The 24,441-nt window shown below is 69.0% G+C and carries 13 protein-coding genes, 1 tRNA gene and 2 rRNA genes; 3 read left to right on the top strand and 13 right to left on the bottom strand.

Going from position 1 to position 24,441, the window contains the following annotated elements; translation table 11 throughout:
* The first annotated feature begins 123 nt into the window (after nucleotides 1–123).
* The gene (locus tag BG482_RS03680) at nucleotides 124–972 is read left to right on the top strand and encodes an Fpg/Nei family DNA glycosylase (protein ID WP_069767385.1); all 849 of its coding nucleotides are present in this window, start codon (nucleotides 124–126) and stop codon (nucleotides 970–972) included.
* Nucleotides 973–1,170: 198 nt separating this feature from the next.
* The gene (locus BG482_RS03675) at nucleotides 1,171–1,935 is read left to right on the top strand and encodes an SDR family NAD(P)-dependent oxidoreductase (protein ID WP_069767384.1); all 765 of its coding nucleotides are present in this window, start codon (nucleotides 1,171–1,173) and stop codon (nucleotides 1,933–1,935) included.
* 584 nt (nucleotides 1,936–2,519) lie between these two features.
* Here the strand turns inward: BG482_RS03675 and BG482_RS03665 are convergent.
* From BG482_RS03665 to BG482_RS03625, 9 genes are all read right to left on the bottom strand, one after another.
* Nucleotides 2,520–2,990, bottom strand: coding sequence for a Dps family protein (locus BG482_RS03665; RefSeq protein WP_069767383.1), 471 nt, complete (start codon nucleotides 2,988–2,990; stop codon nucleotides 2,520–2,522).
* Between the two features lie 261 nt (nucleotides 2,991–3,251).
* Complete coding sequence (locus BG482_RS03660) at nucleotides 3,252–3,632, bottom strand: helix-turn-helix domain-containing protein (RefSeq protein WP_057575292.1); 381 nt, start codon at nucleotides 3,630–3,632, stop codon at nucleotides 3,252–3,254.
* Between the two features lie 109 nt (nucleotides 3,633–3,741).
* Nucleotides 3,742–4,287, bottom strand: a complete 546-nt coding sequence (locus BG482_RS03655; RefSeq protein ID WP_069767382.1) for a CinA family protein — start codon at nucleotides 4,285–4,287, stop codon at nucleotides 3,742–3,744.
* Nucleotides 4,284–5,114, bottom strand: a complete 831-nt coding sequence (gene pgsA, locus BG482_RS03650; protein ID WP_069767381.1) for a CDP-diacylglycerol--glycerol-3-phosphate 3-phosphatidyltransferase — start codon at nucleotides 5,112–5,114, stop codon at nucleotides 4,284–4,286. The genes BG482_RS03655 and pgsA overlap by 4 nt, the downstream gene beginning before the upstream one ends.
* Nucleotides 5,111–6,580, bottom strand: a complete 1,470-nt coding sequence (gene rimO, locus BG482_RS03645; protein ID WP_069767380.1) for a 30S ribosomal protein S12 methylthiotransferase RimO — start codon at nucleotides 6,578–6,580, stop codon at nucleotides 5,111–5,113. Before rimO ends, pgsA begins: the two co-directional genes overlap by 4 nt.
* 88 nt (nucleotides 6,581–6,668) lie before the next feature.
* The gene (locus tag BG482_RS03640) at nucleotides 6,669–7,508 is read right to left on the bottom strand and encodes a helix-turn-helix domain-containing protein (RefSeq protein WP_069767379.1); all 840 of its coding nucleotides are present in this window, start codon (nucleotides 7,506–7,508) and stop codon (nucleotides 6,669–6,671) included.
* Nucleotides 7,509–7,764: 256 nt separating this feature from the next.
* Nucleotides 7,765–10,500, bottom strand: coding sequence for a DNA translocase FtsK (locus BG482_RS03635; RefSeq protein WP_107450341.1), 2,736 nt, complete (start codon nucleotides 10,498–10,500; stop codon nucleotides 7,765–7,767).
* Nucleotides 10,501–10,662: 162 nt separating this feature from the next.
* Nucleotides 10,663–11,349, bottom strand: coding sequence for a two-component system response regulator (locus BG482_RS03630; RefSeq protein ID WP_069767377.1), 687 nt, complete (start codon nucleotides 11,347–11,349; stop codon nucleotides 10,663–10,665).
* A gap of 274 nt (nucleotides 11,350–11,623) precedes the next feature.
* On the bottom strand, nucleotides 11,624–17,086 hold the full coding sequence (locus tag BG482_RS03625) for a HAMP domain-containing protein (RefSeq protein ID WP_107450340.1): 5,463 nt from the start codon (nucleotides 17,084–17,086) through the stop codon (nucleotides 11,624–11,626).
* 375 nt (nucleotides 17,087–17,461) lie between these two features.
* On the opposite strand from BG482_RS03625, the gene BG482_RS03620 reads away from it, so the two are divergent.
* On the top strand, nucleotides 17,462–20,203 hold the full coding sequence (locus BG482_RS03620) for a SpoIIE family protein phosphatase (protein ID WP_069767375.1): 2,742 nt from the start codon (nucleotides 17,462–17,464) through the stop codon (nucleotides 20,201–20,203).
* A 54-nt stretch (nucleotides 20,204–20,257) separates the two neighbouring features.
* On the opposite strand, the gene BG482_RS03615 is transcribed toward BG482_RS03620, so the two are convergent.
* From BG482_RS03615 to BG482_RS03600, 4 genes are all read right to left on the bottom strand, one after another.
* A tRNA-Thr gene (locus BG482_RS03615) sits at nucleotides 20,258–20,333 on the bottom strand.
* Nucleotides 20,334–20,408: 75 nt separating this feature from the next.
* Complete coding sequence (locus BG482_RS03610; protein ID WP_069767374.1) at nucleotides 20,409–21,071, bottom strand: DegT/DnrJ/EryC1/StrS family aminotransferase; 663 nt, start codon at nucleotides 21,069–21,071, stop codon at nucleotides 20,409–20,411.
* A gap of 114 nt (nucleotides 21,072–21,185) precedes the next feature.
* Nucleotides 21,186–21,302: ribosomal RNA gene (gene rrf, locus BG482_RS03605) — 5S ribosomal RNA — on the bottom strand.
* A 153-nt stretch (nucleotides 21,303–21,455) separates the two neighbouring features.
* A 23S ribosomal RNA gene (locus tag BG482_RS03600) occupies nucleotides 21,456–24,384 on the bottom strand.
* Between the last annotated feature and the right edge of the window lie 57 nt (nucleotides 24,385–24,441).

Genomic DNA, 24,441 nt, shown 5'->3' with positions numbered 1-24,441 from the left:
GCCGTGGCTCGGCCTCGACGCCCGCCCCGGGCCTGCACCCACCCCCGACGCCCGCCCGGAGCCTGCCCGGCACCCGCAGCCGCTCCCCTGCCCCCCTCCGTCCGTACATGTCACCCTTGACCCATGCCCGAAGGTGACACGATCTGGCAGGCCGCAAGGCGCCTCCACGACGCCCTCGCGGGAAAGGTGCTGACCCGCTCCGACCTGCGCGTGCCCGCATACGCGACGGCCGACCTCACCGGCCGCACCGTCCTCGACGTCACCGCGCGGGGCAAACACCTCCTCACGCGTGTCGAAGGCGGCCTGACACTCCACTCGCACCTGCGGATGGACGGCGCCTGGAAGATCTACGCGAACGACCAGCGCTGGACCGGCGGCCCGGCGCACCAGATCCGGGCGATCCTCGGCGCCCACGACCGCACCGCCGTCGGCTACCGCCTCCCCGTCCTCGAACTGCTGCGCACCGCCGACGAGCAACAGGCAGTCGGCCACCTCGGCCCCGACCTGCTGGGCCCCGACTGGGACGCCGAGCGGGCCGTGGCCAACCTCGCCGCGGTTCCCGACTGCCCCCTCGGCGAGGCCCTCCTGGACCAGCGCAATCTGGCGGGCATCGGCAACGTCTACAAGAGCGAACTCTGCTTCCTTCTGGGCGTCACGCCGTGGCTTCCGGTCGGCGCGCTCCCCGCCGACCGCACCGCGAAGCTGCCCGAGCTCGCGAAGAAGCTGCTGGAGGCCAACCGCGACCGCCCGGTCCGCAACACCACCGGTCGCCGCGGCCCGGGCCTGTTCGTCTACGGCCGCACGCCCCGCCCCTGCCTGCGCTGCGGAACCCGGATCCGCGTGGCCGACCAGGGCGACGGCTCCCGCGAGCGCCCGACCTACTGGTGCCCCACCTGCCAGACGGGCCCCGCCCCGGCGCCGGGCTCTCCCCCGACCCAGCGTTGGCGTTCCCGTTCTCGCATCCTCCCGTGACGGTGCGCCCACGACGGCGCCCCATGACGGCGCACGGCAGGCACCCAGCCACCGCGGACGAGGGCCGCCGCGGCGGTCGAAGCACGGCATGACCGTCGACGTACGCCGCCACAGTCGTCGACCGACCGGCGACCGACCGACGACCGACCGACGTCCAGGTAATTGACGGCCCGTCAGGAACCCTCGTACCGTCCCCTCATGGCCGTGAAGGCGTACGACCTCACCGGACGCACCGCATTCGTCACCGGCGCCGCGAGCGGGATCGGCCGCGCCTGCGCCGTGCTGCTCGCCCGGGCGGGCGCCACCGTGCACGGCGCCGACCGCGACGCGCAGGGCCTGCACGAGACGGCGACCCTGATCAAGGACCACGGCGGAAGCGCCCGTACCCATCATCTCGACGTCACCGACCGCGTCCAGGTCCGTCAGGCCGTGGAGTCCTGCGAGCAGCTGGACGTCATGGCCGCGGTGGCCGGGATCATGCACAGCAGCCCGGTCCTGGAGACCCTGGACGAGGACCTGGACCGGGTCCTGGCCGTCAACTTCAAGGGCGTCCTGTACGCCTGCCAGGAGGCGGCCCGCCTGATGCTGGCACGCGGCTCCGGAGGCAGCATCGTCACCATGGCCTCGGGCGCCGTGGACACCGGCGGCCCCGGTCTGCTCTGTTACGGCGTGGCCAAGGCGGCCGTGGTCCAGCTGACGAAGACGCTGGCGACGGAGGTCGGACGGCACGGCATCCGGGTCAACGCGGTCGCGCCGGGCTGGATCCGCACCCCGATGACCGATCGCCACGACGCTGACGCGCAGGCGCACACCGAGGCGCTCATGGCGCGCATGTCGCCGCTCGGCCGGGTCGGCGAACCGGAGGACATCGCCCACGCGGTCCTGCACCTGGCCTCGGACGCGTCGGCCTTCACCACGGGCCAGATCCTTCGCCCGAACGGCGGCGTGGCCATGCCCTGGTGACCGTCACCCCGCCACCCACACCCCCCCCAGACCCCACACCACCCACACCCCCGAGCCCCGCACACCCATCACTCCCCCCTCATCACCCCCTCCTCCCGGCGACTCGCCCACCTTCCGCCTCCCCTCGCTCCGCCCCCTCCTCCCCGTCCCCCGCACCTCGCTCCCCGGCCACGCCGGCCTCCCGCTCCCGCGGTCGCTCAGTCCCCCGCCAAGCAGCTCGCCACCGGCCCCGAGCCACCACCCCCAGCGCCCGCGACCTGGCCACACAGTGCACCGGCAGCAGGCTCAGTCCCCAGCCCCCCGCGGCCACCGCTCCCTCCAACGCGCCGGCGTCGGGCGTGACGGCGAGCCTCACCACGGCCCACCACCACAGCGCGCCCAGCCCGAAGCCCAGCACCACGCCCGCCCCGGAACCGGCCCCGCGCCCCGCTATTCGCCCCGCCATGGCCGTCACCTCCAGCTGAGCCTCACGCGGATCACGCGGTGTCCGTCCACGACGTCAGACCGCCGAGCCCCTCATCTCCGGCGAGACCGCCGCCGCATGCCCAGTCCCGGGCGCGAGAGGTCGCAGCCGCCCCTGGGGCTCACGCGTTCTCCGCCTGGAACATCCAGTGATGCTTCTCCAGATCCGCGGTGATGCCGATGAAGATGTCCTGGCTCACGGGGTCCGCGTCGCCCGTCGCCCCCACCCGTTCCCGCATCCGGGTGATGACCGCCCCCAGGGCGGCGACCAGCGCCCCGACGGCGTCGGAGTCCTTGACCCAGCCCGCCGGCACCGCACTGATGCCGCTGCCCGCGGCCACCGTCGACGCCCGCCCGTCCGGTGAGACGCCGAGCGCGGAGGCACGCTCCGCCACCGTGTCGGAGTGGGTCCGGGCGACGTCCACGACCTCGTCGAGCTGGAGGTGGACGGACCGGAAGCGAGGCCCGACGACGTTCCAGTGGACCTGCTTGGCGACGAGCGACAGGTCGACGAGGTCGACGAGCGCGCCCTGCAACGCCTCTGAGACGGTCCGCAGATCGGTGTCGGACAGGGGGCTCTTCACGACGTACATCCGTACCTCCGGTGTATTGGCTCCCGCCCGTGCCCCTCCACGATGACCTCGGCGACCGACACCGGCAAACGGACCGCGGGCGCGGCCGGCCCGCACCCGGAACGGGCTCGGAACGGGCTCGAACGGGGCCCGGGACGCGAAAAACCCCGACCGCACCTCTCCGGTTCCCTCCGGAGAAGCCCCGGCCGGGGCCTCACACTGCCTGTGCGCGTACTTTGCGAACCTGTCTGCCCGGGCCTCAGCGGCCCACGCGGACGGATCTCACGCGGCGACCACGTCCACCGCCTCGGCGGGGGCCTTGATGGTCACCCGCTCCGGTGGCACACCGGTCACCGACACGGAACCCAGCATCGGGCGAACCGACGTGGGCACAGGCTGGCTGGGGGTTGCCGCTGCCGACTGTGCCAGCTCGGCGAGGGCGAGCTCGTCGCTCACTTCCCGCATGAGCTCGGACATCCGTACGTCCAGCGCGTCGCAGATGGCGGAGAGCAGCTCGGAGGAAGCCTCCTTCTGCCCCCGCTCCACCTCGGAGAGATAGCCGAGTGAGACTCGGGCGGACGAGGAGACTTCGCGCAGAGTACGGCCCTGGCGCTGGCGCTGCCGACGCAGCACGTCACCCAGCAGGCGACGGAGCAGAATCATCGGTGGCTCCCTCCTCGGACCGCGTAGCCGCATCCTTCACGCCCCACCGTACCGCCTTGCGCTGCGGCCGTGCGGGGAGCGATGTCGTGTTCACTCAGGGCTGCAAACATCAAAACCCCCCGTTCTGTTCCGTATCCTGTGCCCGCTCATTCCCGGTGTGTTCGCCCGCAAGCTCTGTCAGGAGCAGTGCGAGTACGCTCCGTACACTCTCTCTACGAATTTCCGCCCGGTCGCCGTTCAACCGCAGGGCCTCCACTTTTCCGCCGCCGGCAGAACCGGAATCCGCCCGGGACGGTCCGTCCACGGCCACGAAGACCGTCCCCACGGGCTGTCCGTCCTGTGGGTCGGGGCCGGCGACGCCGGTGGTCGCGACGGCCCAGTCGGCCCCGAGCGCCTTGCGGGCTCCGGCCGCCATCTGGGCCGCGACCTGCGCGTCCACCGCTCCCCGGGCTTCCAGGAGACCGGCGTCGACGCCGAGCAGCCGGTGCTTGAGGTCGGTGGCGTACGCCGTGACCGAGCCGCGGAAGACCTTGGACGCCCCGGGGACCGAGGTGATCTCCGCCGCGACCAGGCCACCGGTCAGCGACTCGGCCACAGCGAGCGTCTCCTGCCTCACTGTGAGTAGTCGCACCACGTCGGCGGCCGGGGAACTCACGCTTGGGTCTCCTCCGACGCGGCCCGGCGCTCCGCGATCCCCTGGCGGCGCAGCACGATGGCCTGTCTCACATAGTCGAGTCCGGTCGCCACGGTCAGGACGACCGCCGCACCCATCACCCAGAACCGCAGGGTGGCCAGCCACCCCGTCAGCGCCAGGACGTACATCCCGACGGCGATGCCCTGGATGAGCGTCTTCAGCTTGCCGCCCCGGCTGGCCGGGATGACGCCGTACCGGATGACGAGGAAACGCAGCAGAGTGATGCCCAGTTCCCGGCCGAGGATCACGATCGTCACCCACCACGGCAGGTCGCCGAGCGAGGACAGGCAGATCAGGGCTGCTCCCATGATCGCCTTGTCGGCGATGGGGTCGGCGATCTTCCCGAAGTCGGTGACGAGGTTGTAGGTGCGCGCCAGGTGCCCGTCGAAGAGGTCGGTGATCATGGCGACGGCGAAGGCCGCCCAGGCGAACGAGCGCCATGCCGGGTCGTATCCGCCGTCGGCCAGCATCAGCGCGACGAAGCCGGGCACCAGGAGCAGCCGCAGCATCGTCAGGAAGTTGGCGATGTTCCAGACGCTCGCCTGGTTGACGGCGGCGGCCGCCAGTTTCGCGCCTCGCGGAGGCCTGGCGGCCTCCTGCGGTCCGGCGGCGCTCGCGGCGACCTCCGCGATGGCGGACACGCCCACGGGACCGACGGCCGGCGGCGGACCGGTCAGGGGCGCCTCCGCCGGCGCGGCCTGGGGTGCCTGCGAGACGGGCGTGGCTGCCGACTGTGCCGCCGAAGCCTGTGAGGAGCCGCCCGCAGCCGACGCCGGAACACCCGTCATCTGCCCGCCTCCTCACTACATCCGGACGAGCCCGGCAGGGGCTCGGCCACCAGGTCGACGCCTTCCGTGCCGACCACCTTCGCCTCGACCATACGACCGACGCTCAGACCTTCGCCCGACGTGAGCAGCACCTGGCCGTCCGTCTCCGGCGCCTGGTGCGCGCCGCGGCCGTGCACGCCGTCGTCGTCCAGCGACTCCACGAGCACGTGCACGGTCTCGCCCACGCGCTCCTCGGCCCGTTGCGAGACGAGTTCCTCGGCGAGCCGGGAGACCCGGGCGAGCCGCTCGGCCACCACGTCGACGTCGAGCTTGTCGTCGTACGTCGCGGCCTCGGTGCCCTCCTCGTCGGAGTAGCCGAAGACGCCGATCGCGTCCAGCCGGGCACCGTCGAGGAAGCGCTCCAGCTCGGCCAGGTCGGCCTCGGACTCGCCGGGGAAGCCCACGATGAAGTTGGAGCGCACGCCTGCCTGAGGGGCCTTGCTCCGGATGGTGTCGAGCAGTTCGAGGAAGCGGTCGGTGTCCCCGAAGCGGCGCATCGCGCGCAGCACGCCGGGCGCGGAGTGCTGGAAGGACAGGTCGAAGTAGGGCGCGATCTTCGGCGTGGAGGTGAGCACGTCGATCAGACCGGGCCGCATCTCGGCGGGCTGGAGGTAGCTGACGCGCACCCGCTCCAGCCCGTCGACCTCGGCGAGCTCGGGCAGGAGCGACTCCAGCAGACGGATGTCGCCGAGGTCCTTGCCGTAGGAGGTGTTGTTCTCGGAGACCAGCATGATCTCCTTCACCCCCTGCTCGGCGAGCCAGCGCGTCTCGTTGAGGACGTCGCTGGGCCGACGCGAGATGAAGGAGCCGCGGAAGGACGGGATGGCGCAGAAGGAGCAGCGCCGGTCGCAGCCGGAGGCGAGCTTGACGGAGGCGACCGGGGCGCCGTCCAGCCGTCGGCGCAGGGGCGCGCGGGGTCCGGACTGCGGGGCAAGGCCCGCGGGCAGGTCCGTGGGCGCGCCGTGCCCGGGAAGCGCCACGTCCCCCGCCGACTGGCGCTCGGCCGGGCTGACCGGCAGCAGCTTGCGCCGGTCGCGCGGGGTGTGGGAGGCGTGGATGCCGCCGTTCAGGATGGTCTGGAGGCGGTCGGAGATGTCGGCGTAGTCGTCGAAGCCGAGCACGCCGTCCGCCTCGGGCAGGGCCTCGGCGAGTTCCTTGCCGTACCGCTCGGCCATGCAGCCCACGGCCACGACGGCCTGTGTTCTGCCGTGGCCCTTGAGGTCGTTGGCCTCCAGCAGGGCGTCGACGGAGTCCTTCTTGGCGGCGTCGACGAAGCCGCAGGTGTTGACGACGGCGACGTCCGCTTCCTCGGCGTCCTCCACGAGCTGCCAGCCGTCCGCCTCCAGACGGCCTGCGAGCTCCTCCGAGTCCACCTCGTTACGGGCGCAGCCAAGGGTGACGAGTGCGACGGTACGGCGTTCAGGCATGGGCTCAAGACTACTTCGTCTCACCGACAGCCCACGTCGACGGGGTTGACGATCTTCGCCGGCCCCGTCGCGCCCGGGCGCACCGGGCTCATCCCGCCTGCGGGTCGCCCTTCGTGTACGTCAGCCGCTCCACCGCTCCGGGCCGGAAGTCGTCGTTGAGCTTCTTGCCGTTCACGAACAGATCGATCGCGCCGGCGTCACCGAGGACGAGGTTGATCTTCTCGCTGTCCTGGAAGGTCTTGGAGTCGCCCTGCTTGAGCAGTCCGTCGAAGAGCAGTCGGCCGTTGTGGTCCTTGGCGGCGACCCAGCTGCGGCCGTCCGTGGCGCTGACCTGCACGGTCACCTTGTCCTGGGGGGCCGCGGCGATGGCGCTGTCGGACGGCTCCGGTTTCCGGTCGACGGGCTTGTCGGTCTTCGGTGTGGGCGAGGCGGTCGTTCCGGTGGTGGGGGTGGCGCCCTCGGCGACCTGCTCCTTGGCCCCGCCGTCGTCGCCGCCCTTGAACGCGGTGAAGCCGACGAAGCCCACGACCGCGACGATCGCGGCGACCATGGCCGCGGTCCAGTTCGGCCCGCGCCGCTCGGGGCGGATACGTTCCGCCTCGAAAAGGGGCGCGGCCGGGGTCGGCGCGGGACGGCCGCCGTGGGTGTCGTCGTATCGCTCGATCAGCGGGGCGGGGTCGAGGTGGACGGCCCTGGCCAGCGTCCGGATGTGCCCGCGCGCGTAGACGTCCCCGCCGCAGGGGGCGAAGTCGTCCGCCTCGATGGCGCGGACGATGGCGATGCGGACGCGGGTGGCGGTGCTGACGTCGTCGACGGTCAGCCCGGCCTCGATGCGCGCCTGACGCAGGGCGCGACCGATGGAGAGGGGGGCTTCCTCGGACGGGTCTTCGAACGGACGCTCGTCTTCAGGGGAGTTGCCGATGGACACGGGGGCGCCTTTCGAGCGTATAGCCACCTGTGCTGGAGGTTCAGTCTAGGGGGGGTGCCGAAGGGAGGGGCAACCGGGCGGTACGACTTTGTACGCCATCGGTATGGCCGGTCATACCGATGACGGGCCGGTTACGGCCCCGGCGGGGAGCCGCACCTGTCCTCTCGCTCAACTGGACGTACGCCAAAGGGAAACGGTTGCCCACTGCTCTCTAACGGGTGAGTCACGACCGTGCGCCTCTCCGCTCGACAGACGTCTACCCCTCAGACTGCCCCCGGATCACGGCGAGGACGCCGTCCAACTCGTCCGGCTTCACGAGAACGTCACGCGCTTTCGAGCCTTCGCTCGGTCCGACGATGTTGCGCGACTCCATGAGGTCCATCAGCCGGCCGGCCTTGGCGAAGCCCACCCGCAGCTTGCGCTGGAGCATGGACGTCGACCCGAACTGGGTGGAGACGACCAGCTCGGCCGCCTGGCACAGCAGGTCGAGGTCGTCGCCGATGTCCTCGTCGATCTCCTTCTTCTGCTTGGTCCCGACGGTGACGTCGTCCCGGAAGACGGGCGCCATCTGGTCCTTGCAGTGCTGGACGACCGTCGCGACCTCGGCCTCCGTCACGAAGGCGCCCTGCATACGGGTGGGCTTGTTCGCGCCCATCGGCAGGAAGAGCCCGTCGCCCTTGCCGATCAGCTTCTCGGCGCCCGGCTGGTCGAGGATGACCCGCGAGTCGGCGAGCGAGGAGGTGGCGAAGGCGAGCCGCGAGGGCACGTTCGCCTTGATCAGGCCGGTGACGACGTCGACCGAGGGACGCTGGGTGGCGAGCACCAGGTGGATGCCGGCCGCGCGCGCGAGCTGCGTGATGCGCACGATGGAGTCCTCCACGTCCCGCGGCGCGACCATCATCAGGTCGGCGAGCTCGTCGACGATCACCAGCAGGTACGGGTACGGCTGGAGCTCGCGCTCGCTGCCCTCGGGCGGCTTGACGGTCCCTTCGCGCACGGCGCGGTTGAAGTCGTCGATGTGCCGGTAGCCGTAGGCGGCGAGGTCGTCGTAGCGCAGGTCCATCTCGCGGACGACCCACTGGAGCGCCTCGGCGGCCCGTTTGGGGTTGGTGATGATCGGCGTGATCAGGTGCGGGATGCCCTCGTAGGCGGTCAGCTCGACGCGCTTGGGGTCGACGAGGATCATCCGGACGTCCTCGGGAGTCGCCCGGATCATGACGGAGGTGATCAGACAGTTGATGCAGGACGACTTGCCAGATCCGGTGGCGCCGGCGACCAGTATGTGCGGCATCTTCGCCAGCGAGTGCATGACGTAGCCGCCCTCGACGTCCTTGCCGAACGCGACCAGCATCGGGTCGTCGTCCTCGGCGGACTCGGCGAGCCGCAGCACGTCACCGAGGTTGACCATCTCCCGGTCGGTGTTCGGGATCTCGATGCCGACCGCGGACTTCCCCGGGATCGGGCTGATGATCCGCACGTCGGGGCTGGCCACGGCGTACGCGATGTTCTTCGCCAGCGCGGTGATCCGCTCGACCTTCACGGCGGGCCCGAGCTCCACCTCGTAGCGCGTCACCGTCGGTCCGCGGGTGAAGCCGGTGACGGCGGCGTCCACCTTGAACTCGGTGAAGACGTTCGTCAGGGAGGCGACGACTGCGTCGTTGGCCGCGCTGCGCGCCTTGCCGGGGCCGCCGCGCTCCAGGAGGTCGAGCGAGGGCAGGGCGTAGGTGATGTCGCCGGACAGCTGGAGCTGCTCGGCGCGCGCCGGCAGGTCGCGCGGCGCCTCGGGGGCCGCCTTGGTCAGATCCGGGACCGCTCCCCCGGTCTTGAGCTTCTCCTGACGGGGTCGGGGGGCCGGCGCCGGGACGGGCGTCGGCACGGGTGTCGGCGTGGTCGGCTCCCCGTCGCCCGCGCTCACGCCCTGGGTGAGGTCGGCCACGATCCGCGAGGGCGGCATGCCGTGCAGGACCGCGCCGTCCAGATCGGCCGCCGCGGCAGCGGCGATGTCCACGGCGTCCATCCGCCGGTCCATCGCCGGCTGGGGCACGGCGGAGCGCCGGGGGCGGCCGCGTCGCCGGGTCAGGGCCTCCTGCTCGGCGCTGTCGGGGTCGTACGGCTCGGAAGCGTCCGCCCGGCGTCGGGGGCGCCCGGGCAGCGCCTCACGCCACTGCTCGTCGTAGCGGGCCTCGTCGTCGCCGAACTCGTCGTACTCGTCCTCCGCCGGGTCGCGCAGCACTCCGAGGCTCACCCCGAGCTGCCGCAGCCGCTGCGGGACGGCGTTGACCGGGGTAGCCGTGACGACCAGCAACCCGAAGATCGTGAGCAGCACCAGCATCGGTACCGCGAGGACGTCGCCCATCGTGTACGTGAGCGGGGTCGCCGCGCTCCAGCCGATGAGACCGCCGGCGTCCCTTATGGCCTGCATGCCGGCGCTGCGGGCGGGCGCGCCGCAGGCGATGTGGACCTGCCCGAGCACGCCGATGACGAGCGCCGACAGGCCGATGACGATCCGGCCGTTGGCCTCGGGCTTCTCGGGGTGGCGGATGAAGCGCACGGCGACGACGGCGAACAGGATCGGCACGAGCAGATCGAGCCGGCCGAAGGCGCCCGTCACCAGGATCTCGACGAGGTCGCCCACCGGGCCGCGCAGGTCCGCCCAGGTGCCCGCGGCGACGATGAGCGCGACGCCGAACAGCAGCAGCGCGACGCCGTCCTTGCGGTGGGCCGGGTCGAGGTTCTTCGCGCCGTTCCCTATGCCGCGGAACACGGCGCCGACGGCGTGCGCGAGGCCGAGCCACACGGCGCGCACGAGCCGGTAGACGCCCCCGGTGGGGCTGGGCGCCGGCGCGGGCGCGGGCTTTCTGGCCGCGGCTTTCCTGGCGGGCGCCTTCTTCGCCGGGACCTTCTTCGCGGCGGCCTTCTTCGCCGGAGCCTTCGCCGGAGCAGCCGCCTTCCTGGCGGGCTGCTTCTTGGCTGCGGAGGGACGTGAGGCCATGGTGTGAGGTTACCGGTGGAGACCACTGGGGACACGTGTGCCCAGTGCTTCACCCGTTCGTGTCGCACGCGCCGGGGCGCGGAACTGACGCGTGCGGTCTGCGGTGAGGTGGAACTGACGCGCCCTCATGCGCAACTTCTGCGTCGCACGCGTCAGTTCCGTTCAGTTCGGCGAGGGCAGCGAGGCCGGTCCACCGCCGGCGCCCGGTTCCAGGGCGTCCAGCGCGCGGCGCAGACCCGTGAGTTTGCGCTCGAGGTGCGCTGCCGTGGCCACCGCCGCCGCGTCCGCCGACTCGTCGTCCAGTTGCTTGGACAGGGCCTCCGCCTGCTCCTCGACGGCCGCGAGCCGCGCGGAGAGCTCCGCGAGCAGCCCGGCCGGCTCCTTGACGTCGCCGCCCGCGGCGGCCTTGCCGCCGCCCTCCAACTGCAGCCGCAGCAGCGCCGCCTGCTCGCGCAACTGGCAGTTCTTCATGTACAGCTCGACGAACACCGAGACCTTCGCGCGCAGCACCCACGGGTCGAACGGCTTGGAGATGTAGTCCACCGCGCCCGCCGCGTACCCGCGGAAGGTGTGGTGCGGCCCGTGGTTGATCGCGGTGAGGAAGATGATCGGGATGTCCCGGGTCCGCTCCCGCCGCTTGATGTGCGCGGCCGTCTCGAAGCCGTCCATTCCCGGCATCTGGACGTCCAGCAGGATGACCGCGAAGTCGTCCGTCAGCAGTGCTTTGAGCGCCTCTTCCCCGGACGATGCCCGCACCAGCGTCTGATCGAGCGCAGAGAGGATCGCCTCCAGCGCCAGCAGATTCTCCGGCCGGTCATCGACCAGGAGGATCTTGGCCTTCTGCACCATGGCCCGCCCTCCTCGCCCCGGCAGTGCACCGGGCGCCGCCCCTGGGGACGACTCCTTTGCGCCGCCCTTCCTTGTGCCGGTCATCGTAGCCGCACCCCGACCGTCGCCACACCCTGTCACCGTGATGTCACTGTGCACGTAGCAGGAACGCAGCAGGAGACCAGAAGGTTCCCCGAATTCCGCCTCGCTACACGGCGACGGCCACCCAGAGTCAACAACTCCCGGCCTGCTCCGATGGTTCCCGTCACGCCCAGGGTTCCCGTCGGGTGACGCCTCACTCGTCCCTCATCCACTGCTGCATCACGGACAGCAGATGATCAGGGTCGACCGGCTTCGTCACATAGTCGGAGGCGCCCGACTCGATCGCCTTCTCCCGGTCGCCCTTCATCGCCTTCGCGGTGAGGGCGATGATCGGCAGCCCCGAGAACTGCGGCATCCGGCGGATCGCCGTCGTCGTCGCGTAGCCGTCCATCTCGGGCATCATGATGTCCATCAGGACGACCGCCACGTCGTCGTGCTGTTCCAGGACCTCGATGCCCTCCCGGCCGTTCTCCGCGTACAGCACCGACAGGCCGTGCTGTTCCAGGACGCTGGTCAGCGCGAACACGTTGCGGATGTCGTCGTCGACGATGAGCACCTTCTCCCCGCCGAACTTGATGCCCGCGCGCGCCGGCGTCCCCGCCTGCTGGGTGCGGGCCGGCCACTGGTCGGGCCGGCCGACCTGCTCGCCGCCGCTCACCAGCCGCCGCCGTCGCCTGAAGAGCGCCGCCGGACCGTTCTGCGCGTCCTGGTACGACCGCACCTCGGCCGGCGTCTGGATCTCCGCCGGGGACAGCTCCGACAACTCCCTCACCCCGTTCTCCGAGGCCACCAGGTCGCCGGCCTCCAGGGCGGGCACCACCTGCTGGTAGCCCTGCGGCGGAAGCTCGCTCGGGTGCAGCGGCAGGTACAGCGTGAACGTGGAGCCCCGGCCCGGCTCGCTCTGCGCGTGGATCTCGCCACCGAGCAGCTGCGCGATCTCCCGCGAGATCGACAGTCCGAGGCCCGTACCGCCGTACTTGCGGCTGGTGGTGCCGTCCGCCTGCTTGAACGCCTCGAAGATCACCCGCATCTTGCTGGCCGCGATCCCGATGCCGGTGTCGGTCACCGAGAAGGCGATCAGCGGGGCGTCCGGGTCTGCCAGCGAACCGGCCTCCAGCAACTGCTCCCGGATCGCCACCGGGACCTCCGCCCCGGCCGGCCGGATCACCAGCTCGACCGACCCGGAGTCGGTGAACTTGACGGCGTTGGACAACAGGTTGCGCAGCACCTGCAGCAGCCGCTGCTCGTCCGTGTGCAGCGTGGCCGGCAGCTCCGGCGACACCCGCACGGACAGGTCGAGGCCCTTCTCCGCGGTCAGCGGGCGGAAGGTGGCCTCCACGTAGTCGACCAGCTGGACGAGCGCGATGCGCGTCGGCGAGACGTCCATCTTGCCCGCCTCGACCTTCGACAGGTCCAGGATGTCGTTGATCAGCTGGAGCAGGTCGGAACCGGCGCCGTGGATCGTCTCCGCGAACTCGACCTGCTTCGGCGAGAGGTTGCCCTCCGCGTTGTCCGCGAGCAGCTTCGCCAGGATCAGCAGCGAGTTGAGCGGCGTGCGCAGCTCGTGCGACATGTTGGCGAGGAACTCGCTCTTGTAGCGCATCGACACGGCGAGCTGCTCGGCCCGCTCCTCCAGGACCTGCCGCGCCTCCTCGATCTCGGTGTTCTTCACCTCGATGTCGCGGTTCTGCTGGGCCAGCAGCTCGGCCTTCTCCTCCAGTTCGGCGTTGGACGCCTGCAGGGCCTTCTGCCGCTGCTCCAACTCGGCCGACCGCTCCCGCAGTTGCTCGGTCAGCTCCTGCGACTGCTTCAGCAGCTGCTCCGTCTTGGTGTTCACGGAGATGGTGTTGACGCTGGTCGCGATCATCTCGGCGAGCTGGTTGAGGAAGTCCTTCTGGATCTGCGTGAACGGTGTGAACGACGCCAGCTCGATCACCCCGAGCACCTGGCCCTCGAACAGCACCGGCAGGACGATCACCTGCGCGGGCGGCGCCTCGCCGAGTCCCGAGGAGATCTTCAGATAGCCGCTCGGGGCGTTCGCGACGAGGATGGTGCGCTTCTCCTCGGCGGCCGTCCCCACCAGCGCCTCACCCGGCCGGAACGACGACGGCATGGAGCCCATCGAGTAGCCGTACGAGCCCAGCATCCGCAGCTCGTACAGGTCCGCGTCACCGTCGGCCGGCGGCATCGCCAGGAAGAACGCGCCGTGCTGCGCGGCCACCAGGGGCGGCAGTTCGCTCATGATCAGCGAGGCCACGTCCTGAAGGTCGCGCCGGCCCTGCATCAGAGCCGACACGCGCGCGAGGTTGCCCTTGAGCCAGTCCTGCTCCTTGTTCGCGATCGTGGTGTCGCGCAGGTTCGCGATCATCTTGTTGATGTAGTCCTGGAGTTCCTGGATCTCCCCGGACGCGTCCACGTCGATCTTCAGGTTCAGGTCGCCGCGGGTCACCGCGGTCGCCACGCGCGCGATGGCCCGCACCTGCCGGGTCAGGTTCCCGGCCATCTCGTTCACCGACTCGGTGAGGTCTCGCCAGGTGCCGTCGACGTCACGCACGCGTGCCTGACCGCCCAGCTGCCCCTCGGTGCCCACCTCGCGGGCCACCCGGGTGACCTCCTCGGCGAACGACGACAGCTGGTCGACCATCGTGTTGATCGTCGTCTTCAGCTCGAGGATCTCCCCGCGCGCGTCGATGTCGATCTTCTTCGTCAGGTCGCCCTTGGCGATGGCCGTCGTGACCATGGCGATGTTGCGCACCTGACCGGTCAGGTTCGACGCCATGCCGTTCACCGAGTCGGTGAGGTCCTTCCAGGTGCCCGCCACACCCGGCACATGCGCCTGTCCGCCCAGGATGCCGTCCGTGCCCACCTCACGCGCCACCTTGGTGACCTGCTCGGCGAACGAGCTCAGGGTCTTCACCATGGTGTTGAAGGTGTCGGCGAGCTGCTGGACCTCGCCGCGCGCCTCGATCGTCACCTGCCGCGTCAGGTCGCCGTTGGCGACGGCCGCCGCGACCTGGGAGATGTTGCGCACCTGCATGGTCAGGTTCTTGGCCATCAGGTTGACGTTGCCGCTGAGGTCCTTCCAGATGCCGGTGACGCCCGGCACATGCGCCTGGCCGCCCAGGATGCCCTCGGTGCCCACCTCACGGGCCACCCGTGTCACCTGCTCCGCGAACGACGACAGCTGGTCGACCATCGTGTTGACGGTGGTGACGAGCTCCAGGATCTCGCCCTTGGCGTCCACGGTGATCTTCTTGGACAGGTCGCCCTTGGCGACCGCCGTCGTGACCTCCGCGATCTGACGCACCTGGATGGTCAGGTTGTTCGCCATGAAGTTCACGGACTGCGTGAGGTCCTTCCAGGTGCCGGAGACACCCTGCACCTCGGCCTGTCCGCCGAGCTGCCCCTCCGTACCCACCTCACGGGCCACCCGCGTGACCTCCTGGGCGAACGACGACAGCTGGTCGACCATCGTGTTCAGGGTGTTCTTCAGCTCCAGGATCTCCCCGCGCGCGTCCACGGTGATCTTCTGGGAGAGGTCACCGCGGGCCACCGCGGTGGCGACCTGCGCGATGTTCCTCACCTGGGCCGTGAGGTTGCCGGCCATGCCGTTCACCGAGTCGGTCAGATCGCGCCACACACCGGCCACACCGGGCACCTGGGCCTGCCCGCCCAGCCGCCCCTCGGTGCCCACGTCCCGCGCCACCCGGGTCACCTGGTCCGCGAAGGCGGACAGCTGGTCGACCATCGTGTTGATGGTGTTCTTCAGCTCCAGGATCTCCCCGCGCGCGTCCACGTCGATCTTCTGCGACAGGTCGCCCCGCGCCACCGCCGTCGTCACCTGGGCGATGTTGCGCACCTGGGAGGTCAGGTTCCCGGCCATCGAGTTGACGGAGTCGGTCAGCTCCTTCCAGGTGCCCGACACGCCGTCCACCCGCGCCTGACCGCCCAGCCGCCCCTCGGTGCCCACGTCCCGGGCCATCCGGGTCACCTGGTCGGCGAACGACGACAGCTGGTCCACCATCGTGTTCACGGTGTTCTTCAGCTGTGCCATCTCACCGGAGACGTCCACGGTGACCTTCTGCGACAGGTCGCCGTTGGCCACGGCCGTGGTGACCTGCGCGATGTTCCTCACCTGTCCGGTGAGATTCCTGAACGCCGTGTTGACGGAGTCCGTCAGGTCCTTCCAGGTGCCTGCCGCACCCGACACCTGCGCCTGACCGCCCAGCTCACCCTCGACGCCGATCTCCCGCGCCACCCGCGTGACCTCGGCGCCGAAGGCCGACAGCTGGTCGACCATCCCGTTGACGGTGTTCTTCAGCTCCAGCATCTCGCCGGCCACGTCCACCGTGACCTTCTGCGACAGGTCGCCGCTGGCCACGGCCGTCGTCACGGCCGCGATGTCCCGCACCTGGGTGGTGAGGTTCCTGAAGACGGTGTTGACGGAGTCCGTCAGGTCCTTCCAGGTGCCGGCCGCACCCGGCACGTTCGCCTGGCCGCCCAGCTGCCCCGCGGCCCCCACCTCATTGGCCACCCGCGTGACCTCGTCGGCGAAGGTCCGCAGCGTCTCCGTCATCTGGTTGATCGTGTCGGCGAGCTGTGCCACCTCACCGCGCGCCGACACCGTCACCTTCTGCGACAGGTCGCCGTTGGCGACCGCCGTCGTCACCTCCGCGATCCCGCGCACCTGGGCCGTCAGGTTCCCGGCCATGGTGTTCACCGAATCGGTGAGCTCCTTCCACACGCCGTCCACGCCGGACACCTGGGCCTGACCGCCGAGGATGCCCTCGGTGCCCACCTCGCGGGCCACCCGGGTCACCTCGGAGGAGAACGCGGAGAGCTGGTCCACCATCGTGTTGACGGTGTTCTTCAGCTCGAGCATCTCGCCCTCGACGTGAACCGTCACCTTCCGTGACAGATCACCCTTGGCCACCGCCGTCGTCACCAGCGCGATGTCCCGCACCTGCGCCGTCAGCCGGTACGCCATCGTGTTGACGGACTCCGTGAGGTCCTTCCACGAACCCGACATACCGCGCACCTGGGCCTGACCGCCCAGCTTGCCCTCGGTGCCCACCTCGCTGGCCACGCGCGTGACCTCGTCGGTGAACGTCGACAGCTGGTCGACCAGGTTGTTGACCGTCCGCCCGACCTTCAGGAACTCCCCGCGCAGCGGATGCCCGGCCCCCTCCGGGGTGTGCGTCCGCAGCTCCATCCGCGACGACAGATCGCCCTCGGCCACCGCCGACAGCACCCGCCCGACCTCGGAGACCGGGCGTACGAGGTCGTCGACCAGCGCGTTCGAGTTGTCGATCGCGGTCGCCCAGGAACCCTCGCAGGCCCCCGTCTCCAGCCGCTCGGTGAGCTTCCCCTCGCGTCCCACCATGCGCCGCACTCGCGACAGCTCACCCGTGAGATGCAGATTGCGGTCCGCCACCTCGTTGAACACGGCAGCGATCTCCGACATCACGCCGTCGCCGGAGACCGTGAGCCGCTTGCGGAAGTTCCCGTCCCGCATGGACGCCAAGGCCGTGAGCAAACGGTCCAAAGCTGCCGTGTCCACGACAGTGGTGCCACCGCGTGGGGTGCGTGGCCTGCTCAGAGACTGTCCGCCTTTCGCGCGCGTCTTAGTGCCCCGCGTCGCTGCGCCAGACTCCACGTTGTCCCTCCCGCAGGGGTCGACCGTTACCACTGTGCCTGGGTGCCGCTCATCGCCGTTCCTGGCGCCACCCGGTGTCGCATCCGATGGAACCAGGCGAGCCCGGAGGGCTGCTGCCCCCTGAGCCCGGACGACACTCACTCTGCCCGGACCTTCACAAGAAGCTTGCCCAGTGTTTCACCCTTGCCGAACCAGGCCATAACAGTTCGGCAGCTTCGCACACGGTCCGCACACCCTCGGGCGGAAACACCGGTGACCGGCATCCGCACGGCCCCGGAAGGTAAGTAACCTTGCATGCGGCTGTCCAGCCACACCGGTCCGACGGTCTGGGCGGTGGCACGAGCACGAGCGGGCATCGGAGGGGCGGCCGCACACATGACCACCGGACTGATCCCGGGGGGACATCCCCCGGACCCCCGGCCCACAGGCGCGCGCCCGCCCCACCAGCGGCGCGACCTGGACGGCAGGGGAGCCCTGTCCGCAGACAACCGGCCGAGGAGTTCTGTGATCACCGCGCGCGCGGCCGCCAGCTTCGAGCCCGTCGGGCGATCGGTGGCGACCGCCAGGTCCTTCGTCCGCGACACCCTCCAGGGCTGGGGCTTCGCCGACATCATCGACGACGCCGTCGTCCTCACCAGTGAGCTGGTGACCAACGCGGTCGTCCACGCCGGCACCCACGCCGACGTCCTGTGCCTGCGCAGCGACGACGGCGTCCGCATCGAGGTGGCCGACCGGTATCCGGAGCGCGAGATCCCCCTCCAGGGCTCCCTGGCCACCATGGGAAGCCCCGACCGCGAAGGCGGCCGCGGACTCCAGCTGTGCGCCGCCATCGCCGCCCGCTGGGGCGTCGAGTACACCCCCACCCACAAGCAGGTCTGGTTCCGACTCGACCTCCCCGACCGCCCGGTGGGCACCCGCGCGGCCGGCCCCTCCCTCCCCGCCGACCTGCTCCCGCTCGCCGACAGCCGGGTACGCGTCGCCGTCGTCCAGATCGACCGCACGGGCGCCATCTCCGCCTGGAACGAGGACGCAGAGGAACTCTTCGGCTACCCCGCCGACCAGGTCACCGGCAAGCCCCTCACCGACCTCGCCGCCTGGCCGCACACCCCCGGCACCAGCACCGGCATCGTGGAAGCCCTCCAGCTCTCCCGCTGGGAGGGCAGCTACGGCATCCGCGGCGCCGACGGCCGCGTCACCCCCGTCTACGCCTCCCACCTCCGCGTCCGCGACACCGACGGCGAGCCATCCACCGTCTGCCTGCTCGTCCGCGACCACGAACGCGCGGTCCTGCAGACGCCGTTGCGCGTCCCGGCGTCCGACACCAACACCGGCTCCGACGGCCAGAGCACGGACCCCTTCGAGGTGTTCATCGGCTCCCCCGCGCCGGACGACCTCGACGGCCTCCTCCAGCGCACCGTCGAGCGTGCCCGCGACATGCTCGACGCCGACTCCGCCTTCCTCCTCCTGGCCACCGACGACGAGACGGAGTTGGAGGTCCGCGCCTCCACCGGCCTGCCCTCGGCCCGCCAGCGCTTCGCGCGCGTGCCCGTCGAAGCGGGGCCCGGCCGCTACGGCTCGGCCCGGATGCCGGCCGTCCACGAGGACCTGCTCGCCGTACCCGGTGCCGTCCCCCTGCTGAGCGGCACGGGCATGCGCTCCGTCGTCACCGTCCCGCTGAAGGTCGAAGGCCGCCTGACGGGCTCCCTCGGCGTGGCCGCGGAAGCCGCGGGCCGTTACTCCAACGAGGAGGCCCTGCGCCTGCAGTTCGCGGCCGACCGCATCGCGCTGGCCGTGGAGTCCGCCCGCCTGGGCGAGCTGGAACGCCTGCGCCGGGGCTCGCTCAGCTTCCTCGTCGAAGCCTCCGACCTCCTCGCGGGCACCCTGGACCGCGACCAGACTCTGGCTCTCATGGCCCAGATGACGGTGCCGACGCTGGCCACCTGGTGCGCCGTCTACACGATCGCCGACCAGGCGTCCGACCCCTACCTGTCGTACGTCCTGCACGAGGACGAGGAACTCATCGACGGCATCAAGTCGTTGCTCTCGAAGGTCGCGCCCCCGGACCCGGTCCCCACCCCCGGCGCGCGGGTCTGGGCGGCCCCTGCCGAGGCCGCGCACGACGCGGCCCTGCGCAGCTCGATGCGCAGCCTCGGTCTGACCGGCGGCCCCACCCACCAGGTGGCCTCGGGCATCGGCCCCACGCTCGCCACGGCCTCCGCGGTCGGCGGCGAGACCGTGGTCCTGCCCCTGGTCGCCCGCAACCGCGTGATCGGCATGCTGACCCTGGGCAAGCCCACCGACGAACACTTCCGCCAGGAGATCCTCGAACTGGCCGAGGACCTGAGCCGCAGAGCCGCCCTCGCCCTCGACAACGCCCGCCTCTACTCCGAGCGCACGGCCATCAGCCAGGCCCTCCAGCGCAGCCTCCTGCCCCCGGAACTCCCCTCGATCGACGGCGTCGAGGTCGAGGTCATCTACCGCGCGGCCGGCGAGGGCAACGAGGTCGGCGGCGACTTCTACGACGTGTTCCCGATCAGCGACGGCGCGTACGGCTTCGCCATCGGCGACGTCTGCGGCACGGGCCCGAACGCCGCGGCGGTGACCGGACTGGCCCGACACGCCCTCAGACTCCTGGCCCGGGAGGGCCTCAGCGGCCCCGCCGTACTGGAACGCCTGAACTCCGCCATCCTCGACGAGGGCGCGCGCAGCCGCTTCCTCACCCTCCTCTACGGCGAGATGCGCCCCCAGGAGGACGGCAGCGCGGAGCTGAAGGTGGTCTGCGCGGGCCACCCTCTTCCCCTGCGCCTCCGCCAGGACGGCACGGTCGAACCGGCCGCCGAACCCCAGCCGCTTCTGGGCGTCATGGAGGACCTGGAGCTCTACGAGCAGGCGGTCACCCTCGACCCGGGCGACGTCCTGCTCTGTGTCACGGACGGCGTCACCGAACGCCGCGAGGGCACCCGCATGCTGGGCGACGACGGCCTCGCCGACGTCCTCACCACCTGCACGGGCCTCACGGCCGGCGCCGTGGCCGCGCGCATCATGCGCGCCGTGGAGCGCTTCGCCTCCGACGCGCCGTCCGACGACATGGCGATCCTGGCGATGCGCGTGGCCTGAGGAGGCGCCGGACATGAGAAAAGCCCCCGCCCGAAAGGGCGGAGGCTTTTTTCGTGGAGCCCCCTAACGGAATCGAACCGTTGACCTTCTCCTTACCATGGAGACGCTCTGCCGACTGAGCTAAGGGGGCTGGTCACTTTTCGAGGTTTCCCTCGCGGCAACGGAATAGATCATACCCCGAACAAGCCGGTGTTCCCAAACCCGTTCAGGAGGCGGCCTCAAGCAGTCCGCCGAGCGCGTTGCAGGCCGAAACGATCCGCTGCATGTCCCGTTTCGTCAACGACGCGTCCACCGGCAGCGCGAGCGTCTCGTCGGCCGCCCGCTCGGTTTCCGGGAGAGCGACACACTGCCGGAACTCGGCCAGCCGGTGCGACGGAGTCCTCACCGGCACCCGGCATTCGACGCCCTTGCTCCGCAAGGCCCTCGCGAAAGCGTCCCGGTCGGGCCGCCCGTTACCCGGCACCCGCACGACGTACTGCTGGTAGCTGTGCCCGACGCCGCCTTCGGGCGTCCGCACCCCACGCAACCGCCCGTCCAGAAAGGCGGCCCGCTCCCGACGCTGCGCGATCTCGTCGTACGGCGTCTCGGACTCCGACTGCTCCACCACCAGGAACCCGTGCCGGCGCCCCGCTTCGTGCAACCGCCGGACATCCGCCGGCCGCCCGAACCGGTGGACGACGACGAGGGCCGCGGTACGTGCCGTGACGACCGCTTCGACAGCGACCGCATCAAGGCAGTACGTCAACGGGTCGATGTCGGCGAAGACCGGTTGCGCACCCACCAGGGCGACCGCGCCGGCGACTTCCACGTTCCCGAAGGCCGGGACGACGACCTCGTCACCGACTCCGACGTCGGCGGCCCTGAGCATTGCAGCAGTACCCATGCCGTGGATGCTGGAGCCGGAACATGAACGCCAAGTGGCCGAAAACAAAAAAGGGTTGGGACCCGAACCGAAGTTCAGATCCCAACCCTTTGAATGATTGTTCGGCGGTGTCCTACTCTCCCACAGGGTCCCCCCTGCAGTACCATCGGCGCTGTAAGGCTTAGCTTCCGGGTTCGGAATGTAACCGGGCGTTTCCCTCACGCTATGACCACCGAAACACTATGAAACTGTCAGCCGCACCACACCGTGACCATGGCATGGGGCTGTTCGTGGTTTCAGAACCAACACAGTGGACGCGAGCAACTGAGGACAAGCCCTCGGCCTATTAGTACCAGTCAGCTTCACCCAACACAGTGGACGCGAGCAACTGAGGACAAGCCCTCGGCCTATTAGTACCAGTCAGCTTCACCCATTACTGGGCTTCCACATCCGGCCTATCAACCCAGTCGTCTACTGGGAGCCTTAACCCCTCAAGGGGGTGGGAATACTCATCTCGAAGCAGGCTTCCCGCTTAGATGCTTTCAGCGGTTATCCCTCCCGAACGTAGCCAACCAGCCATGCCCTTGGCAGAACAACTGGCACACCAGAGGTTCGTCCGTCCCGGTCCTCTCGTACTAGGGACAGCCCTTCTCAATATTCCTGCGCGCGCAGCGGATAGGGACCGAACTGTCTCACGACGTTCTAAACCCAGCTCGCGTACCGCTTTAATGGGCGAACAGCCCAACCCTTGGGACCGACTCCAGCCCCAGGATGCGACGAGCCGACATCGAGGTGCCAAACCATCCCGTCGATATGGACTCTTGGGGAAGATCAGCCTGTTATCCCCGGGGTACCTTTTATCCGTTGAGCGACGGCGCTTCCACAAGCCACCGCCGGATCACTAGTCCCGACTTTCGTCCCTGCTCGACCCGTCGGTCTCACAGTCAAGCTCCCTTGTGCACTTACACTCAACACCTGATTGCCAACCAGGCTGAGGGAACCTTTGGGCGCCTCCGTTACTCTTTAGGAGGCAACCGCCCCAGTTAAACTACCCATCAGACACTGTCCCTGATCCGGATCACGGACCCAGGTTAGACATCCAGCACGACCAGAGTGGTATTTCAACRACGACTCCACAACCACTGGCGTGGCCGCTTCAAAGTCTCCCACCTATCCTACACAAGCCGAACCGAACACCAATATCAAACTGTAGTAAAGGTCCCGGGGTCTTTCCGTCCTGCTGCGCGAAACGAGCATCTTTACTCGTAGTGCAATTTCACCGGGCCTATGGTTGAGACAGTCGAGAAGTCGTTACGCCATTCGTGCAGGTCGGAACTTACCCGACAAGGAATTTCGCTACCTTAGGATGGTTATAGTTACCACCGCCGTTTACTGGCGCTTAAGTTCTCAGCTTCGCCACACCGAAATGTGACTAACCGGTCCCCTTAACGTTCCAGCACCGGGCAGGCGTCAGTCCGTATACATCGCCTTACGGCTTCGCACGGACCTGTGTTTTTAGTAAACAGTCGCTTCTCGCTGGTCTCTGCGGCCACCCCCAGCTCGAGGAGCAAGTCCTCTCACCAGTGATGGCCCCCCTTCTCCCGAAGTTACGGGGGCATTTTGCCGAGTTCCTTAACCATAGTTCACCCGAACGCCTCGGTATTCTCTACCTGACCACCTGAGTCGGTTTAGGGTACGGGCCGCCATGAAACTCGCTAGAGGCTTTTCTCGACAGCATAGGATCATCCACTTCGCCACAATCGGCTCGGCATCAGGTCTCAGMCTATGTGGTGTGCGGATTTGCCTACACACCGTCCTACACCCTTACCCCGGGACAACCACCGCCCGGGATGGACTACCTTCCTGCGTCACCCCATCACTCACCTACTGCAAGTCTGGTCCGTCGGCTCCACCACTCCCCATTGCCCGAAGGCTCCGGGACGGCTTCACGGACTTAGCATCGCCTGGTTCAGTGTTTGACGCTTCACAGCGGGTACCGGAATATCAACCGGTTATCCATCGACTACGCCTGTCGGCCTCGCCTTAGGTCCCGACTTACCCTGGGCAGATCAGCTTGACCCAGGAACCCTTAGTCAATCGGCGCACACGTTTCTCACGTGTGTATCGCTACTCATGCCTGCATTCTCACTCGTGAACCGTCCACAACTACCTTCCGGTGCTGCTTCACCCGGCACACGACGCTCCCCTACCCATCTAGTCGATGCTCTGGGCTGTTTCCCTCTCGACCATGGAGCTTATCCCCCACAGTCTCACTGCCGCGCTCTCACTTACCGGCATTCGGAGTTTGGCTAAGGTCAGTAACCCGGTAGGGCCCATCGCCTATCCAGTGCTCTACCTCCGGCAAGAAACACACGACGCTGCACCTAAATGCATTTCGGGGAGAACCAGCTATCACGGAGTTTGATTGGCCTTTCACCCCTAACCACAGGTCATCCCCCAGGTTTTCAACCCTGGTGGGTTCGGTCCTCCACGAAGTCTTACCTCCGCTTCAACCTGCCCATGGCTAGATCACTCCGCTTCGGGTCTTGAGCGTGCTACTGAAACGCCCTATTCGGACTCGCTTTCGCTACGGCTTCCCCACTCGGGTTAACCTCGCAACACACCGCAAACTCGCAGGCTCATTCTTCAAAAGGCACGCAGTCACGAGACACCAAGCAAGCTTGATGTCCGACGCTCCCACGGCTTGTAGGCACACGGTTTCAGGTACTATTTCACTCCGCTCCCGCGGTACTTTTCACCATTCCCTCACGGTACTATCCGCTATCGGTCACCAGGGAATATTTAGGCTTAGCGGGTGGTCCCGCCAGATTCACACGGGATTTCTCGGGCCCCGTGCTACTTGGGTRTCTCTCAAACGAGCCGCTGATGTTTCGACTACGGGGGTCTTACCCTCTACGCCGGACCTTTCGCATGTCCTTCGCCTACATCAACGGTTTCTGACTCGTCTCACGGCCGGCAGACCGTAAAAGAGAGATCCCACAACCCCGTATGCGCAACCCCTGCCGGGTCTCACACGCATACGGTTTGGCCTCATCCGGTTTCGCTCGCCACTACTCCCGGAATCACGGTTGTTTTCTCTTCCTGCGGGTACTGAGATGTTTCACTTCCCCGCGTTCCCTCCACACTGCCTATGTGTTCAGCAGCGGGTGACAGCCCATGACGACTGCCGGGTTTCCCCATTCGGAAACCCCCGGATCAAAGCCTGGTTGACGACTCCCCGGGGACTATCGTGGCCTCCCACGTCCTTCATCGGTTCCTGGTGCCAAGGCATCCACCGTGCGCCCTTAAAAACTTGGCCACAGATGCTCGCGTCCACTGTGCAGTTCTCAAACAACGACCAGCCACCCATCACCCC

This window comes from Streptomyces sp. LUP30 (genome assembly GCF_001746365.1).
In the GTDB taxonomy this organism is placed as follows: domain Bacteria; phylum Actinomycetota; class Actinomycetes; order Streptomycetales; family Streptomycetaceae; genus Streptomyces.
Note: the sequence above shows the minus strand (reverse complement) of the source record. Positions and strands in the feature narration are given on the sequence as shown.